We start from the raw sequence: 15,653 nt of genomic DNA on the forward strand, positions 1-15,653 counted from the left end.
CGCCATTTAAAGAGGTACGTGAGCTGGGTTTAAAACGTCGTGAGACAGTTTGGTCCCTATCTTCCGTGGGCGCTGCAGATTTGAGGAAGCCTGCTCCTAGTACGAGAGGACCGGAGTGGACGCACCTCTGGTGTACCGGTTGTCACGCCAGTGGCATTGCCGGGTAGCTAAGTGCGGAAGAGATAACCGCTGAAAGCATCTAAGCGGGAAACTCGTTCCAAGATGAGATCTGCCGGGGCCTTGAGCCCCCTAAAGAGTCGTTCAAGACCAGGACGTTGATAGGCTGGGTGTGGAAGCGCAGTAATGCGTTAAGCTAACCAGTACTAATTGCTCGTGCGGCTTGACCCTATAACTTTGATGAAAACATCAAAGTCAAATGTCATCCGACTGAAAAAGTCATGTTATGCCCTCATGGCACGCAACACAGTTGCCCCCATGACGTTGGCAGCAATCAAAATCAGCTGATTCGAAGCTCTATGAATTCGACCAGGCCGTGCATCCGCACAGCCCGGTCACCCAGTTATGCCTGACGACCATAGCAAGGTGGTCCCACTCCTTCCCATCTCGAACAGGACAGTGAAACGCCTTTGCGCCGATGATAGTGCGGGTTCCCGTGTGAAAGTAGGTCATCGTCAGGCTCTTAATCCAGCCCCCCAAACCCCCAAGTGCCCACAGGTGCTTGGGGGTTTGGGCCTTTTGGGGTGCCGAATTAGTGCATACCCGTTCCTGGCGCGGCTCGAAACCGGGCGTTATCCCTGTAGCACCGAGCTCAAGTCAAAACTGCTCCGTTTCCCCAGATCCCGCCGGTGCGCCTTCAGCCACCCCGCCGCCGCCTCACGCCCCAGCTCGTGCAGTTGAGACAAGAACACCCACTGGGTGTTGGTCTTGCTCTCCGCGCCCAGCCCTGCCAATGAAGCGCCGCCGTCGATCAAGTGCACGCGCAGGCGTTGCAGTTGCTTGAAGAGTTCAGGGCTGTTCTTTTGGGGTTTGTCGCCGATGAGTTGTTTCATCAGGGCGAGGTTGCGCATTTCCTTGACGAGGCTGGCGTTGAAGGTGACTTCGTTGATGCGGTCCAGAATATCCCGCGCGCTGGCGGGCACGCTATCGCGTTGGGTGGGATTGATCTGCACGAGCAGCATGTCGTCGGCACGGCGTTCTTCCACCAAGGGCAGCAGCGAGGGATTGCCCGCATAGCCGCCGTCCCAGTACGCTTCGCCGTCGATCTCTACGGCCTGGAACAGCAAGGGCAGACAAGCGGAGGCCAGCACCATGTCGGCGGTGAGCTCGTGCTGGCCGAAGATGCGCAGCGCGCCGGTGCGCACCTGGGTGGCGGCGACGAAGAGTTGGGTCTTGTGGCACTGGCGCACGCGATCAAAGTCCACCGTGTCGCGCAAGATGTCGCGCAGCGGATTGAGGTTGAGCGGGTTCAACTGGTAGGGAGACAACTGGCTGCCCATCGCTTCGGCGGCTTGTTTGATGGGATCCGTCCACGGCTTCAACATTGGAATCAGCCATTCGTTGGCGGGGCCCAGCAGCGCGCCAAGCGGGCTGTTCTGCAACCGGTGGAAGGGGGATAGTTCGGCCACGCGTTCCCAGAACTGGCGCAGCACTCGGCGCGCGCCGTCGCGACCGCCCTCCATGAGGCCCGCGGCCAGCGCGACGGCGTTCATGGCGCCGGCGCTGGTGCCGCTGATGGCCGCAATCTCGAGTGTTTCGTCTTCCAGAAGGCGGTCGAGCACGCCCCAAGTGAAGGCGCCGTGTGAGCCACCGCCCTGCAGGGCAAGATCGATCGGAATCTTCGTGGAAGTGGCCGGGTTCTTTCGGGGGCGGGGTTTGGTCTGGCTCATGGTGGTGGATTGCAGCATGAACCGCCGATCCGTTCAAACGTTCGCCTGGACATAGGCAACCGCGCCGACAGTGTGCCTACTCGGCGGGCGTGACCTGTCTATCGTTGGCCTGACCCCGCACCGCGCGGGCCTTCGCGCAGGGCGTGGAGAGCGGTAGCTTTGAACAGGCGCCGGTGTGAATCACGCAGGCGCTGTTTCCGGCGGCGTGGTTCACACCTAAGCCGAGGGGGAGCTCGGCGCTGGCCTGCTTGAGGCCAGCGCGCGGCGTTCCACGGCGGCGACCCGAAGGCTGGGCCCGCCGCGTCAGCCCGGCGCGGAAGCCGGGACCTCGGGCATCGACGCCGCCGGCTCGGCCATGGGCGCGGGCGCCGCGCCCGGCATGGGGGTTGGCGTGGTAGTGAGCGTGTTGGGGCCCTCCACGCGCCAGATGACATTGCCCACGTCGTCGGCCACCAGCAAGGCGCCCTTGCGGTCGATCGCCACGCCCACCGGGCGGCCGAGCGCCTTGCCGTTGTCGTCGAGGAACCCGGTCAGCACGTCCACCGGCGGGCCGATGGGCTGTGCGTCCGAGAAGGGCACGTAGATCACCTTGTAGCCGCTGGGCGGGTTGCGGTTCCACGAGCCGTGCTGGCCGACGAACATACCGGTGGGGGCGAAACCGCCGCCGAGGCTGTTGCCCTGCGCCGAGCTCAGACCCAGCGACGACGTGTGATTGCCGAGTGCGTAGTCGGGCTTGATAGCCTTGGCCACCAGATCCGGCCGGGGCGGTTGCGGCCGTGTGTCCACGCGCTGGCCGTAGTAGCTGTAGGGCCAGCCGTAGAAGCCACCGTCGCGCACCGAGGTCATGTAGTCGGGCACCAGGTCGGAACCCAGTTCGTCGCGCTCGTTGACCGAAGTCCACAGCACACTGCCCTGCCAGGCCATGCCCACAGGGTTGCGCAGGCCGCTCGCAAATATCCGACCCTTGCCGGTGGCGCGGTCGAATTCCCAGATGGCCGCACGCCCTTCCTCGTGGTTCATGCCGTGTTCGGCCACGTTGCTGTTCGATCCCACCGACACGTAGAGCCGGCTGCCGTCGGCACTGGCAATCAGGCCCTTGGTCCAGTGGTGATTGAGGTCGCCGCCCGGCAGGTCGGCCACCTTGGTCACGGGGCCGCTGGCTTTGGTGTCGCCGGTCTGGTAGGGCACCTTCACAACCGCATCGGTGTTGGCGATGAAGAGTTCGTTGCCCACCAGCGCCATGCCGAAGGGCGAGTTCAGGTTGTCGAGAAACACCGAGCGTGTTTCGGCGGTGCCGTCGCCATCGGCGTCGCGCAGCAGGGTGATGCGGTTGGCGCTGGGTGTGGCGGCGCCCGCGCGCTTCATCACGAAGCCCATCACCTTGCCCTTGATGCCCAACAGTTCGTCGCGCAGGGGCCGCTTGGGCGCGTTCGTTTCGGCCACCAGCACATCGCCGTTCGGCAGCACATGTACCCAGCGCGGGTGATCGAGCTGGCCGGCGAACTTGCGCACCGTGGTGCCGGCAGCGGGCGTGGGTGTCTGTCCTTCGCGCCAGGGTTGAGCCGCGGCCACCTTCACAGTGGGGATCGTGGTGGTGACGGGCTCGGGCAGTTGCGGATCGGGGCCGTAGCCGCTGTCTACCTGCAGCCTCGCGGTATCGCCGCAGGCGGCGAGCGCGACCGTGGCGATGGCGAGCACGGTGGAAGAAACAACGCGAGCGTGCGGGTTGTGGGGTAACAAGACCATCGGGCGCTCCTGGGTGGTCAATAAGGGATTGGCTCGAACGTAGTTCCCATGTCCCCTGGGTGTCTGTGCGCTGTGCAACCAATGGCCCGGGTGAGGGCATCGCGTCTGGGACAATCGCGCTTTGCCTTTTGAAGCCCGCATGTCCATCGCCCTGGAGCCCGCCGCCGCCGCCACGCCCCCCAACGAAGCCCTGCCCACCGGTCCGCTGGCGCGCGAGGCCATTGCGCTGGCGGCGTTCGACCACGTGGTGGCCAAGGCCCCCGGCTACCGCGCGCGGCCGGGTCAGCGTGAAATGGCGGCGCACATTGCGCACACGCTCTCAGGCGTGACGCCGGGTGATGCCGCGGTGAGCGGCGATGCAGGCCTGCCGGCGCGCGGCATCGCGGTGGTGCAGGCGGGCACGGGCGTGGGCAAGTCGGCGGCTTATGCCTCCACCGTGATCCCGCTGGCGCTGGCGCAGCAGAAGCGCGTGATCATTTCCACTGCCACCGTGGCGCTGCAGGAGCAGCTCATGGCCAAGGATCTGCCAGCACTTGCTGCCGTGCTGCCGCAGCCCTTCAGCTTTGCGCTGGCCAAGGGGCGCGGGCGCTACGTGTGCCGGCTCAAGCTCGATCAATTGAGCGGCGGCGACGCGGCCAGCGCCGATCTGTTCGAGGGCGACGAAGGCGCACCAAGCGCGGACGCGAGCGCACGCTGGAAAGAGCGCGGCGTGCAATACACGCAGTGGGCCAGCGAGCTCGATGGCGGCACCTGGGACGGTGACCGCGACCGACTCGACGACCCACCCGATGGCGGCCTGTGGGGACCGGTGGCGGCCGAGCGCCACAGCTGCACCGCTCGCCACTGCCCCAGCTACAACAGCTGCAGCTACTACCAGGCGCGCGCGAAGCTGGCGCAGGCTCAGGTGATCGTCGTCAATCACGACCTGCTGCTCTCCACGCTGGGCCTGCACGCGTTGCCCGCGCCGCAGGATTGTTATGTGGTGTTCGACGAGGCGCACCACCTGCCGGGTGTGGCGCAAGGTCAGTTCACCGCGTCGATGGACCTCATGAACAGCCGCTGGCTGGATCGCCTGCCGCGCGCGGTGGAAGAGGTGGCCGGCGCACTGGAGCACAAGCCCACCGCCGATGTGGCGTCGCTGGCGAAGGAGCTGAAAAGCGCGCAGACCGAACTGGCGCGGCTGGGCATGCAGCGCATCGGGGCGCTGACGGAACGCCCTGGGCTTCGACAGGCTCAGCCCGAACGGGGTGGGAGCGCTCAGCCAGAACGCGAGACGGTCGACCGCTTCGAAAGCGGCCAGCTCCCTGCGGGCTGGCGCGAGACGGTGGCGAAGCTGCACGCCAATGCCAGCGCCCTGCTCAAGGTGTTTGAAGCCCTGGCCACGCAGCTCAAGGCCAACGCGCGCGACAACCCCGGCGATGCCGCGCGCTGCGCCAAGCTCTACAGCCGCCTGGGCGTGCTCGCGCCGCGTCTGCAGAGCGCGCAGGAAACGGCGACGCTGTGGCTGCAGGACAGTGGCGACGGCCAGCCGCCCCTGGCAAAGTGGCTCGAGGCGGGCGTGAGCCACGGCCTCGTCACGCTCTCCGCACACGCCTGCCCGCTGCAGCCAGGCAGCCTGCTGCGCAACCATTTATGGAGCCAGGTGCGCGCGGCGGTGGTCACCTCGGCCTCGCTCGTCACCTGCGGTAACTTCGATCACTTCCTTGCCGAGTCTGGCCTGGCCTTCGACGACGCCGTGGCCGCGCGCGAAGTGCAGAGCCCGTTCGACCACGCGCGGCAAGGGCGCCTGGTGGTGGTGCAGACCGAAGCCGACCCGAAGAACGTGGAGGCCTACACGCGCGAGATGCTCGCCGCGCTCATGGTCGATCTGCGCGATGTGAAGTGCGGCGCGCTGGTGCTGTTCACCTCGCGCGTGCAGATGCGCCAGGCGCAGGCGCTGCTGGAGCGTGGTGCACACGCTGAATTGCGCGACGTGGTGATGGTGCAGGGCGATGCCTCGCGCACCCTGCTGCTGCGCCGCCATGCCGAGCGCGTGCAGGCGGGCGGTGCGTCCATCCTGTTCGGCTTGCAGTCATTCGGCGAAGGGCTCGATCTGCCTGGCGAGCTGTGCGAGTGGGTGTTCATCACCAAGCTGCCGTTCGCCTCGCCGAGCGACCCGGTGGGCCAGGCGCGTGCCGACTGGCTCAAGGGCCAGGGGCGCGACCCGTTCAGCGAACTCGTGGTGCCCGCCACCGGCGCGCGCCTGCTGCAATGGACCGGCCGTGCCCTGCGCAGCGAGACCGATGAAGCGGTGGTGGTTTGCTACGATGCCCGGCTGTTGCGCCAATCGTACGGAAGGCGCATGCTCAAAGGCCTTCCGCCTTACCGTCTGCAACAGCGCCGTCCCGACGGTACGCTGCAGGACGTCTGACCTCACCTGAGAAACCCCCCACCCATGATCTACGCCATCCTCCAGCTGATTCACGTGCTCGCCATCGTTGTGTGGGTCGGCGGCATGGTGTTCGCCCACTTCTTCCTGCGCCCGGCGGTACAGTTTCTCGAACCGCCGCTGCGCATCCGCCTCATGCATGGCGTGCTCAAACGCTTCTTTACGGCGGTGCTGGTGGTGGTGCTGCTGGTGCTCGCCACCGGCCTGTGGATGATCGGCCGGGTGGCGAAGGAATCGGTTCAGGCCGGACTGGAATTCAACATGCCGATGGACTGGACCATCATGGCCACGCTTGGCATCGTGATGATCGCGATCTTTGGCCACATCCGTTTCGCGCTCTTCAACCGCCTCGGCCGCGCCGTGAAGGCGAGCGACTGGCCTGCTGGCGCCGCGGCCCTCGCGTCCATCCGCACCTGGGTTGCCATCAACCTCGCCATCGGCGTGTTCATCATCGCCATCACTTTGGCGATGTGAAACGCGGCGTGGCCGGCGGCACCAGCGGCGACGGAAGCTGCTCGCCGCGAATGCGGCGCCACAGCCAGGGCAGGGCGGTGCCGATGTCGGGGCGAAAACCATCGAGCGTGGGGAGGTGCCCACCGTTGGCGCGCGCCGCTTCGGTGCCCAGATCGAATCGGAACGTGTAGCTGGGCTCCTGCCCCATGCGCAGGTCGGTCACGTACAGACGATCGTTGTTTTGCGAGACGCTGTGGAAGCCGTGTGTGAAGGCGGCCATGCGCGCCACGTTGGGATCGTCCTTGTAGCGTTCCATCAGCGTCGCGCCGCGATCGTGCACCGACCACACGATGCGCGGCTCCCGGTCGAGCAGCGAGTAGTGGCCTTCCAGGTACTGCGTGGGCGTGGTGGCCACCAGCCGCCAGAGCACGGTGTTGAACGGCGCCGGCGTCACCAGCAGGCCCGAGGGTGTGATGCCTTCAGCCTGCAGCGATGCGCGTGCCACCTGCGTGGCCTGCTGCTGCGCCAGCACGCTCCAGCCGAGGTAGAGCGTGCTCAGCACCAGCCCCACAGCGTTCCATTTCAGGCCGCGCACCGATTTCAGGCGCAGCGCAGCGACCACGCCCACGATGAGTGGCACTGTGTAGAGCGGGTCGATGATGAACACACTGCCTACGCCGAACGGGTAGTCGGTGAAGGGCTGCAGCAGCTGCGTGCCGTAGACCGTCATGGCGTCGAGCAGCGGATGCGTGATGAGCACCAGCCACAACGCGAGCCACCAGCGTTTGAACAGCGCGGCCTCGCTGTGGATGCGTGAAACCATCCACGCCAGCGCCGGCGCAAACAGCGTGAGCACGAAGAGCGCGTGGCTCTCGGCGCGGTGACGCGTCATGTTCTGGATGGCATCGCCGTGGTCGATGAAGGCATCGAGGTCGGGCAGGGTGCCGGCCACCGCGCCCCACAGCGCGGCCTTCCAGACGGCGGTGCGCCGCCCCATCACGGCCACGCCCACGGCCGAGCCCAGCGCAATCTGCGTGAGCGAGTCCATCAGGCTTGCACGACGATGGGGAACGTGGCGCGCACGCCGTCGCTGCTGGCCGCGAACGGCACTGTGAGCGCAGCGCGTCCTTCGTCGGTGAGCCGACGCCAGAGGAAGTCGCGATCGTTGCCGGGGTCGCCCTCCACATACAGCTGCGTGGTCAACAGCTCCCTGCGGTCCAGCCGCACCTTGACGTGGATGTGTGGCGTGCGGCCGCTGTAGGGCACGGGCTTCAGGGTGCGGAAACGGTAGCGGCCGTCGCGCCCCACCGTGACCTTGCCAAAGCCCTGGAAAGCCGGATCGGCGCGGCCGCCGTCGCCGGGGTGGTGGTAGTGGCCGGCGTGGTCGCACTGCCAGATCTCCACCACCGCGCCCGACACCGGCGCACCGCCCAGGTCGGTCACTGTGCCTTCCACCCAGGCCGGTTGGCCTTTGCCATAAGCCACATTGCCGTTTTTCAGCAGGTCGGCATCGCTGTCGGCTGGCAGGCTCACCGGGTAGAACGGGCCTTCGGTCTGGCTGGGCGTGGGCCGCAGGTTGCGCGCCTGCGCCAGCGCGGGCGAGAGCCAGGCGGGAGCGGCAAGCGCCGCGGCGCTGGCGATGAAGAGGCGGCGTGCAGGGATGGATTTCATGGCGCGGGCTCGGCGGGGGATTGAAGGTCCAGCGTCACCAGCCGCACCTCGTGGTCGCCTGGGTCGCTGGGGCTGCTCGACTCTTGGAAGCCGAGCGCGCGCGCAAGTTCCAGCATGCCGGTGTTCACGCGCAGCACCGTGCCCACCAGCCGCTGCGTGCCGCGCGCGCGTAGGTGCTCGATCATCTTGTTCATGAGCCGGTGGCCCAGGCCGCTGCCTTTGAGGTCGGAACGCACGATCACGCCGAACTCGGCGGTGTGGTTGTCCGGGTCGACGGCAGCGCGCACCGCGCCCAGGGTTTCTTCGGCGTTGCCCGGCCCGATGCGCGTGGCGATGAAGGCCATCTCGCGCGCGTAGTCAATCTGGGTGAGGCGGGCGAGCTCGCTGTGCTCGATGGTGCGGCGGCTGTAGAACACGCGCAGGCGGATGTCTTCGGGGTCGAGCTTCTCCAGAAAGGAGCGGTGTTGTGCTTCGTCTTCCGGGCGGATCGGACGCAGCGTGAGCACCTGGTCTTGCCAGGTGAAGGTTTCTACAAGCTCCTGCGGATAGGGCTGAATGGCGAAGTGCGTAGCACCGGCGGGGCGAGCGGCCGACACGCGCACGCGCGCATCCAGCGCCACCGCACCTTCGTGGTTCGCCAGCAGCGGGTTGATGTCGAGCTCCGCCAGTTCGGGCACGTCGACCAGCAGTTGCGACACCGCCACCAGCACCTGCGCGATCGCGTCGAGGTCGGCGGCGGGTTCGTCGCGGTAACCGCGCAGCAGCCTGGCCACGCGGGTGCGGGCAATCTGGGACAGCGCGAGCGGCGTGTTCAGCGGCGGCAGCGCGAGCGCGCGGTCGGCCAGCACCTCCACCGCCACGCCGCCCTGGCCGAACAGCACCACCGGGCCGAACACCGGGTCCACGCTGGCCCCGATGATGAGTTCGTGCGCGTGCTTCTTGCGCACCATGGGCTGCACGGTAAAGCCTTGCACGGTGGCGTCAGGCTGCTGTTCTTTCACGCGCGCGAGCATGGTGGCGCAGGCCTCGTGCAGCTCGGCGGCGCTGCCGATGTTCAGGCGCACGCCACCCACGTCGGATTTGTGCGTGATCTGGTGCGAGAGGATCTTGAGCGCCACCGGGTAACCCATGGCATTGGCCGCTTCCACGGCGGCGGCGGCCTCGGGTGCCACCACACGCGTGGGCACCACGGGCAGGCCAGCGGCGGCCAGCAGGTCTTTGGCTTCCGGCTCGGTGAGCAGCTCGCGCCCGCTGGTGAGCACGCCTTCGACGATGGCGCGGACTCTCGGCAGGTCCACCGGGCGCGCCGCGCTGTGCGCAGGCGGTGTCTGCAGCAGCTCCTCCTGGTGGCGGCGGTAGGTGGTGAGCAGCGAGAACGCGCGCACCGCGTCTTCGGGGGTGTTGAAATCCGGCACACCCACGCCGCGGAACAGCGCGCGCGCTTCGGCCACCGCCGCATCCCCCAGCCAGCAGCCCAGCATGCGCTGCGGCGTGGCGGTGGCCAGCGGCAGCAGCGCCTGCGCAATCTCCAGACTGGGCACGATGGCGGTGGGCGCGTGGATGAAGAGCACGGCGCTGGTTTCATCGCTTGCCAGCGCCTGCAGGGCGGCCACGTAGCGCTCGGCCGGCGCGTCGCCAATGATGTCCACCGGGTTGGCATGCGACCAGTTGGCCGGCAGCACCGCATCCAGCCGCGCCTTCATGTCGGTATCGAGCTCGGCCAGCGGCACGTCTTCGGTGGCGGCGGCATCGGCGGCCATCACACCGGCCCCACCGCCATTGGTGAGCACGATCAGGCGTTCGGCGCGGCTGTCGCGAAAGCGCGAGAGCGTCTCGGCCGCGAGAAAGAGATCTTGCAGTGTGTTTACCCGCAGCATGCCGGCGCGCGCTATGGCCGCGTCGAACACCGCGTCCGATCCGGCGAGGGCGCCGGTGTGCGAGGCGGCGGCCTGCTGGCCAGCAGCGGAACGGCCCGCCTTGACCACGATCACCGGCTTGTTGCGTGCCGCAGCGCGCGCGGCCGACATGAACTTGCGCGGTGCGTCGATGCTCTCGATGTAGAGGAGGATGGAGCGGGTGTTGGCATCGCTGCCAAGGAAATCGAGCATGTCGCCGAAGTCGACATCGGCACGCTCGCCGAGCGAGACAAAATGCGAGAAGCCGATGCCGCGCGAGCCGGCCCAGTCGAGCATGGCGGTGACCAGCGCGCCCGACTGCGACACAAACGCCAGCTCGCCCGGCAAAGCATCGCGGTGCGCAAAGCTCGCGTTCAGGCCCAGGTGCGGCACCAGCATGCCGATGCAGTTGGGCCCGAGGATGCGCAGCGTGTGCACACGGGCTGCATCGAGCATGGCCTGCTTTTGCGCGGCACTCAGCCCGGCCGTGACGACGATGGCCGCGCGTGTGCCCAGTGCGCCCAGTTCGGTGATGAGTGGCACCACGGTGGTGGCGGGCGTGCAGATGATGGCGAGTTCGGGTGCCTGCGGCAGGTCGGCCAGGCGCTTGAAGCAGGGCACGCCGTCCAGCTCGGCGTGCCTGGGATTGACCGGGTAGAGGTGCCCCTTGTAGCCCCCTGCGCTCATGTTTCTCCAGACCGTGCCGCCCACGCTGGCCGGGCGAAGGGATGCGCCGATCACCGCCACCGACGACGGGGCGAAGAGAGCGTCGAGGTGGCGAATGCTCATGGTGCTTCAGATCCTGGGATCGATGGATTCGACGGACTCGGGCGCGCGCGAAGTGGCCATCCAGGCCAGCAGGGACGACCGCATGGCCTCTTCCACCGACATGTCGATGGGAGTGATCCAGCTGGCTGGCACGAAGATGGTGTAGCCGCCGATCATGTAGCCCATGGGCAGGTAGACGGCGACCTGATCGAGTTCGGCCAGGCCGGGTGGCAAGCCGTCCATGTTCTGGCGCGTGACCAGGCCCACAATCGACATCTCGTTGCCCGGCATGCGCAGCACCACCACCTGCTGCTGGGCCTCCTTCTTGTGCGGCGAGAAGTAGTCGGCAAAGCTCTTGAGCGATGAGTAGATGCTCTTGACCACCGGCAGGTTGGTGAACGGCAGCTCGAGGTAGGCAAGCCAGCGCGCGGTGCCAGGTTGCGAGATGAGAAAGCCCAGGCCCACGATCATGGCCGCGCCCAGCACGATGCCCAGGCCAGGCAGGTAAAAATCGCCAATGATGGGCCGGATCAGCCACATGGCGGCCGACTCGACCCAGGCGACGAAGATGAACAGCACCCAGACGGTGAGCGCCACCGGCAGGAACGTGATCAGGCCACGAAAAAAGTACTGGTAGATCGGTTTCATGGGAGACCCAATAGGAGGCGCGGGCGCAGGCGGCTCGCAATCGTGAATGAGCATATCAGCCGAGGGGCGGCGCTGGCCCGTCGGCTTGCAAAGCGGCAGAATGGCCGCAACTGCTTGCCGTTTGCCTCGAAAAACCGGTTTTCAGGCAGAAATGCCTGGCGTGCGCGCCAGTTCTGGAACTCCTGCTGGCCCCGGGCCTCTTTCATCCATGAACGAAATTTTCGACTTTTTCGGCCGCCTGGTGCGCGGCGTGTTCAAGCTGGCGCTGGGCCTGGTGGCCCTGGTCTTTGTGCTGAGCCTGCTGCTGGCCACGCTGGTGCTGGTGCTGGCCCTGTCGCTGTGGGCCATCGTCACCGGTCGCAGGCCGACCCCTTCCGTGGTGTTCACCCGATTCCGCCAGACCTCGCAGCGCTACACGCAAGGCATGTGGCCCCCGGGCGGCGCAGGCCGCCCCATGGGCGATGTGGTCGATGTGCAAGCGACCGAAGTGCCCGAGCCGGTGGAGGCGCCACAGCGCCGCAACGGCGCCGACCCGATGGCCCGGGTCATTCACTAAGGCTTATTCAGGGTCTGGCTGCCGGCGCGCGAGCGCGGCATCATATAGCGCGTTGCGGGGCTGGCCCGTGATCTCGGCGCACAGGCGCACGGCGGTCTTCAGCGGCAATTCGGCCAGCAACAGATCGAGGGTGCGCAGGCTCGCAGCGTCGGGCCCTTCGCCCGCTTCGCCACTGGCGTCCAGTGGATGCACCATCAGCACGAACTCGCCGCGCGTGCGGTGCGCGCCGGCCTGAAGCCATGCCGTGAAATCCTCGGCCGCCAGTTGCGCCACCTCTTCAAACTGCTTGGTCAGCTCACGGCCCACGGTGAGCCGGCGCGCACCCAGGGCGCCGAGGTCCTTCGCCAGCGCTTCGATGCGGTGTGGCGCCTCCAGCAGCACGCAGGCGCGCGGATCTTCACCCAGCTCACGCACTTCGCGTTGCCGCTCGGCGGCCCTGCTCGACAGAAATCCGGCGAACACGAAGCGGCCGTCCCAGCCGCTGTGGCCCGCCACACTGAGCAAGGCGGTGATGCTGCTCGCGCCTGGCACCGGCACGCTGCGCAGGCCGGCGGCGTTCACTGCGGCCACCAGCCGCGCACCGGGGTCGCTCACGCCGGGAGTGCCGGCATCGCTCACGTACGCCACACGCTGGCCTTCGCGCAACCTCAGCAGCACGGTCTGTGCGGCTTCGGCTTCGTTGTGCTCGTGAAGCGCCAGCAGCGGCTTGTGCAGACCGTAACCCTGCAGCAGCGAAGCGGTGTGGCGCGTGTCCTCGCAGGCCACCGTGTCCACCATCGACAGCACCTGCAAGGCGCGCAGGCCGATGTCGGCCAGGTTGCCGATGGGGGTGGCGACCATGTAGAGCGCGCCCTGCGGATAATGCTGGTGCGCCGCCGCCTCGCGGGCGGCCTGCAACAGGGATGGAGTGCTTGCCGACAATGTGGAGTTCCAGAAATCAGGGGCAGTCGCCGAAGCCCGAAACGACGACCAAGGCGCGGGGTGATGCCGCCGAAGATGCCGCCCTGGCCCATCTGCGTCGCCATGGGCTCGCGCTGGTGCAGCGCAATTTCAGGACGCCCGGGCGCGGTGGCGGCGAAGTCGATTTGATTATGCGCGAGCCCGACGGCACGCTGGTCTTCGTGGAGGTGCGCCAGAGGGCCAGTGCCAGCCGGGGCGGTGCCGGCGCCAGCATCACCGGCATCAAGCAGCGTCGCATTGTGTTCGCGGCGCGGCACTTTTTGCTGCGGCTTGGCTCAGAGCCTCCATGCCGCTTCGATGTGGTGCTGCTCGAAGGCGAGCGCATCGACTGGCTGCGCGCAGCTTTTGATGCATCGGGCGCATTTTGATACAACCCCCCACCGCTATGATCGCGCCATGCTCCTGCAACGCATTCAACAACAGTTCATTGACAGCGCCGACCTGAAGTACCAGTGCGCGCAAGCGCTGGCCCCACAGGTGGAGGCGGCCATCGGTGCCGTGCTCGCCAGCGTCACCGGTGGTGGCAAAGTGCTCTCTTGTGGCAATGGCGCTTCGGCGGCGGCGGCCCAGCATTTCGCCGCCAGCTTCATCGGCCGCTACGACCGCGAACGCCCCGAGCTTGCTGCGTTCTCGCTCTCGTCCGATGCAGCCGTGCTCACGGGCATCGCCACCGATTTCGATGCCCGCTCGGTGTTTGCGCGCCAGGTGCGCGCACTCGGCCAGGCCGGCGATGTGCTGCTGGCGTTGTCGACCAGCGGCAATTCGATCAACGTGCTGGCCGCTGTGGAGGCCGCACACGAGCGCGAAATGACCGTGGTGGCGCTCACAGGCGCGCGCGCGGCGGTCAGCTGGCGCTGCAACTGCGCGACACCGACGTGCACCTGTGCGTGCCGCACGAGCTGCCAGCCCGAATCCTCGAAGTGCATCACCTGGTGCTGCACTGCATTTGCGACGGCGTGGATGCCCAATTGCTGGGCCTGCCCGATGCTTCCATTCCTCACCTGGAGAGTTCCTCATGAACCTGTTTCATCAACCCCGCTCCCTGAACCGGCTCATGGCCATCGGCCTGGCCGTGGTGGCTCTGGGTGCCACGCTGTCCGCCTGTGCGCCCCTGATGGTGGCGGGCGCTGCCACGGGTGCCCTCGTCGTGGTGGACCGCCGCACGCCGGGCGCTCAGCTCGACGATCAAGGCATCGAACTGCGCGCCGGCAACCGCGTGAGCGATCAGCTGGGGGAAGGCCGTGCGCGCGTGGCCGTGAGCAGCTACAACCGCCGTGTGTTGCTGACCGGTGAAGCGTCGAACGAGGCGATCAAGACGCAGGTCGGGCAGATCGTTTCGCAGGTGGAAAACGTCAAGGAAGTGATCAACGAGCTCGGCGTGACCTCCAGCCCGTCGTTCAAGGAGCGCGCCACCGACACGCTGATCACTGGCCGGCTCAAGGCCAGCCTCGTGGACGCAAAGGACATTTCCGCCAGCGCGTTCAAGGTGGTCACCGAACGTGGCACCGTCTACCTGATGGGCCGCGTCACGCAGCGGGAGGCCGATCGCGCCACCGACCTCGCGCGCAACACCTCGGGCGTTGCACGCGTGGTGCGCGTGTTCGAGATCGTCACCGAAGCCGAACTCGCCGGCACGCAGACGCAGCCGGCACCTGCCAAGTAAGTAAGGCGGCTACTTCAGTCTTTTGATGAGACTGGAGGTGTCCAGGCGGTTGCCGCCTGCCGCCTGGATGTCGGCATAGAACTGGTCCACCAGCGCCGTCACCGGCAGGCGCGCGCCGTTGCGCTTGGCCTCGTCGAGCACCAGCCCGAGGTCTTTGCGCATCCAGTCGACCGCAAAGCCGAAGTCGAACTTGTCAGCCACCATGGTCTTGCCGCGGTTGTCGAGCTGCCAGCTTTGCGCCGCACCCTTGCCGATCACATCAAGCACCTGGTTCATGTCCAGCCCGGCCTTCTGGCCGAAGGCTATGGCCTCCGACAGGCCTTGAACCAGTCCGGCGATGCAGATCTGGTTCACCATCTTGGTGAGCTGGCCCGCACCGCTCTCGCCCATGAGCGTGAAGGCGCGCGAGAACGCCATGGCGACCGGCTTCACCGATTCAAACGCGGCGGCGTCACCACCACACATCACCGTGAGCGCACCGTTCTGCGCGCCGGCCTGACCGCCCGACACCGGCGCATCCACGAACGCAATGCCCAGCGCCTTGCCCGCGCGATGCAGCTCACGCGCCACGTCGGCCGACGCGGTGGTGTGGTCGACGAACACGGCACCCGCCGACATGCCCGCAAAGGCGCCGTCGGCACCCAGCGTGATCGAGCGCAAGTCTTCGTCGTTGCCCACACAGGCAAACACGATGTCGGCACCCTGAGCTGCCTCACGCGGCGTGGACTTGCTCGAACCACCGAACGCCGCCACCCACGCCACCGCCTTGCCGCCCGAGCGGTTGTAGACCGTTACCGAATGCCCCGCCCTAGCCAGATGCCCGGCCATGGGATACCCCATGACACCCAGGCCAAGAAACGCCACACGGCGCGAGGGAGTGGATTCGTAGGTGCGATCAGCAATGTTGGACATGGAGGTGCTTTCAATTTCGAGAAATGCCGCGGAACCGGCTTCGCCGGGCCGCAGGCATTGCCCCCTTGAGGGGGTGACGCGCCGCAGGCGCGGCGCGGGGGTGGGT

General features: G+C 67.0%; 13 protein-coding genes, 2 rRNA genes and 1 pseudogene. 8 read left to right on the forward strand and 8 right to left on the reverse strand.

What is annotated here, in order from left to right; all coding sequences use genetic code 11:
* Together CAP37_RS00005 and rrf are read left to right on the forward strand one after the other, a co-directional pair.
* Positions 1-348, forward strand: a 23S ribosomal RNA gene (locus CAP37_RS00005); the annotation flags it as partial.
* 177 nt (positions 349-525) lie between these two features.
* A 5S ribosomal RNA gene (gene rrf / locus CAP37_RS00010) occupies positions 526-638 on the forward strand.
* Between the two features lie 111 nt (positions 639-749).
* Here rrf and CAP37_RS00015 read toward each other — a convergent pair.
* Complete coding sequence (locus CAP37_RS00015; protein WP_256926836.1) at positions 750-1,865, reverse strand: patatin-like phospholipase family protein; 1,116 nt, start codon at positions 1,863-1,865, stop codon at positions 750-752.
* 285 nt (positions 1,866-2,150) lie between these two features.
* Entirely contained in the window at positions 2,151-3,593 is a 1,443-nt protein-coding gene (locus CAP37_RS00020) for a sorbosone dehydrogenase family protein (protein ID WP_143435861.1), read from the reverse strand.
* A gap of 139 nt (positions 3,594-3,732) precedes the next feature.
* Here CAP37_RS00020 and dinG point away from each other — a divergent pair, with 139 nt between their 5' ends.
* Both dinG and CAP37_RS00030 read left to right on the forward strand, forming a co-directional pair.
* Positions 3,733-6,003, forward strand: a complete 2,271-nt coding sequence (gene dinG, locus CAP37_RS00025) for an ATP-dependent DNA helicase DinG (protein WP_179190091.1) — start codon at positions 3,733-3,735, stop codon at positions 6,001-6,003.
* A 24-nt stretch (positions 6,004-6,027) separates the two neighbouring features.
* Positions 6,028-6,495 (forward strand): CopD family protein, encoded by a 468-nt coding sequence (locus CAP37_RS00030; protein WP_086122276.1) that lies wholly within the window; start codon positions 6,028-6,030, stop codon positions 6,493-6,495.
* Here CAP37_RS00030 and CAP37_RS00035 read toward each other — a convergent pair.
* Genes CAP37_RS00035 through CAP37_RS00050 form a run of 4 tightly spaced genes read right to left on the reverse strand, consistent with a single transcriptional unit; the run spans position 6,479 to position 11,456 of the window.
* On the reverse strand, positions 6,479-7,522 hold the full coding sequence (locus tag CAP37_RS00035; RefSeq protein ID WP_086122277.1) for a metal-dependent hydrolase: 1,044 nt from the start codon (positions 7,520-7,522) through the stop codon (positions 6,479-6,481). The genes CAP37_RS00030 and CAP37_RS00035 overlap by 17 nt on opposite strands.
* Positions 7,522-8,145: a protocatechuate 3,4-dioxygenase gene (locus CAP37_RS00040; RefSeq protein ID WP_086122278.1), complete on the reverse strand. Its 624-nt coding sequence runs from the start codon at positions 8,143-8,145 to the stop codon at positions 7,522-7,524. The genes CAP37_RS00035 and CAP37_RS00040 overlap by 1 nt, the downstream gene beginning before the upstream one ends.
* Complete coding sequence (locus CAP37_RS00045) at positions 8,142-10,829, reverse strand: bifunctional acetate--CoA ligase family protein/GNAT family N-acetyltransferase (RefSeq protein ID WP_086122279.1); 2,688 nt, start codon at positions 10,827-10,829, stop codon at positions 8,142-8,144. The genes CAP37_RS00040 and CAP37_RS00045 overlap by 4 nt, the downstream gene beginning before the upstream one ends.
* 6 nt (positions 10,830-10,835) lie before the next feature.
* A complete protein-coding gene (locus CAP37_RS00050; protein ID WP_086122280.1) occupies positions 10,836-11,456 on the reverse strand; it encodes a DUF502 domain-containing protein in 621 nt (206 codons plus the stop codon).
* Between the two features lie 208 nt (positions 11,457-11,664).
* Between CAP37_RS00050 and CAP37_RS00055 the strand changes: the two genes are divergently transcribed.
* Positions 11,665-12,012 (forward strand): hypothetical protein, encoded by a 348-nt coding sequence (locus CAP37_RS00055; RefSeq protein WP_179190092.1) that lies wholly within the window; start codon positions 11,665-11,667, stop codon positions 12,010-12,012.
* A 3-nt stretch (positions 12,013-12,015) separates the two neighbouring features.
* Here the strand turns inward: CAP37_RS00055 and rsmI are convergent, their stop codons facing one another.
* Positions 12,016-12,933 carry a 16S rRNA (cytidine(1402)-2'-O)-methyltransferase gene (gene rsmI / locus CAP37_RS00060; RefSeq protein ID WP_086122281.1) on the reverse strand — a complete coding sequence of 306 codons (918 nt, stop codon included), beginning with the start codon at positions 12,931-12,933 and terminating at the stop codon, positions 12,016-12,018.
* Between rsmI and CAP37_RS00065 the strand changes: the two genes are divergently transcribed.
* From CAP37_RS00065 to CAP37_RS00075, 3 genes and pseudogenes are all read left to right on the forward strand, one after another.
* Positions 12,933-13,340: a YraN family protein gene (locus CAP37_RS00065; RefSeq protein WP_086122282.1), complete on the forward strand. Its 408-nt coding sequence runs from the start codon at positions 12,933-12,935 to the stop codon at positions 13,338-13,340. The two genes, rsmI and CAP37_RS00065, sit on opposite strands and share 1 nt — an antisense overlap.
* Positions 13,341-13,368: 28 nt before the next feature.
* Positions 13,369-13,991 (forward strand): annotated as a pseudogene (locus tag CAP37_RS00070) (SIS domain-containing protein).
* Entirely contained in the window at positions 13,988-14,635 is a 648-nt protein-coding gene (locus CAP37_RS00075; protein WP_256926837.1) for a BON domain-containing protein, read from the forward strand. Before CAP37_RS00070 ends, CAP37_RS00075 begins: the two are co-directional and overlap by 4 nt.
* 9 nt (positions 14,636-14,644) lie before the next feature.
* Here CAP37_RS00075 and CAP37_RS00080 read toward each other — a convergent pair whose 3' ends face one another.
* Entirely contained in the window at positions 14,645-15,547 is a 903-nt protein-coding gene (locus CAP37_RS00080; RefSeq protein WP_086122283.1) for an NAD(P)-dependent oxidoreductase, read from the reverse strand.
* Positions 15,548-15,653 lie beyond the last annotated feature (106 nt).

Origin of the sequence: Hydrogenophaga sp. IBVHS1, assembly GCF_002127265.1 — a bacterium.
Taxonomy (GTDB): domain Bacteria; phylum Pseudomonadota; class Gammaproteobacteria; order Burkholderiales; family Burkholderiaceae_C; genus Hydrogenophaga.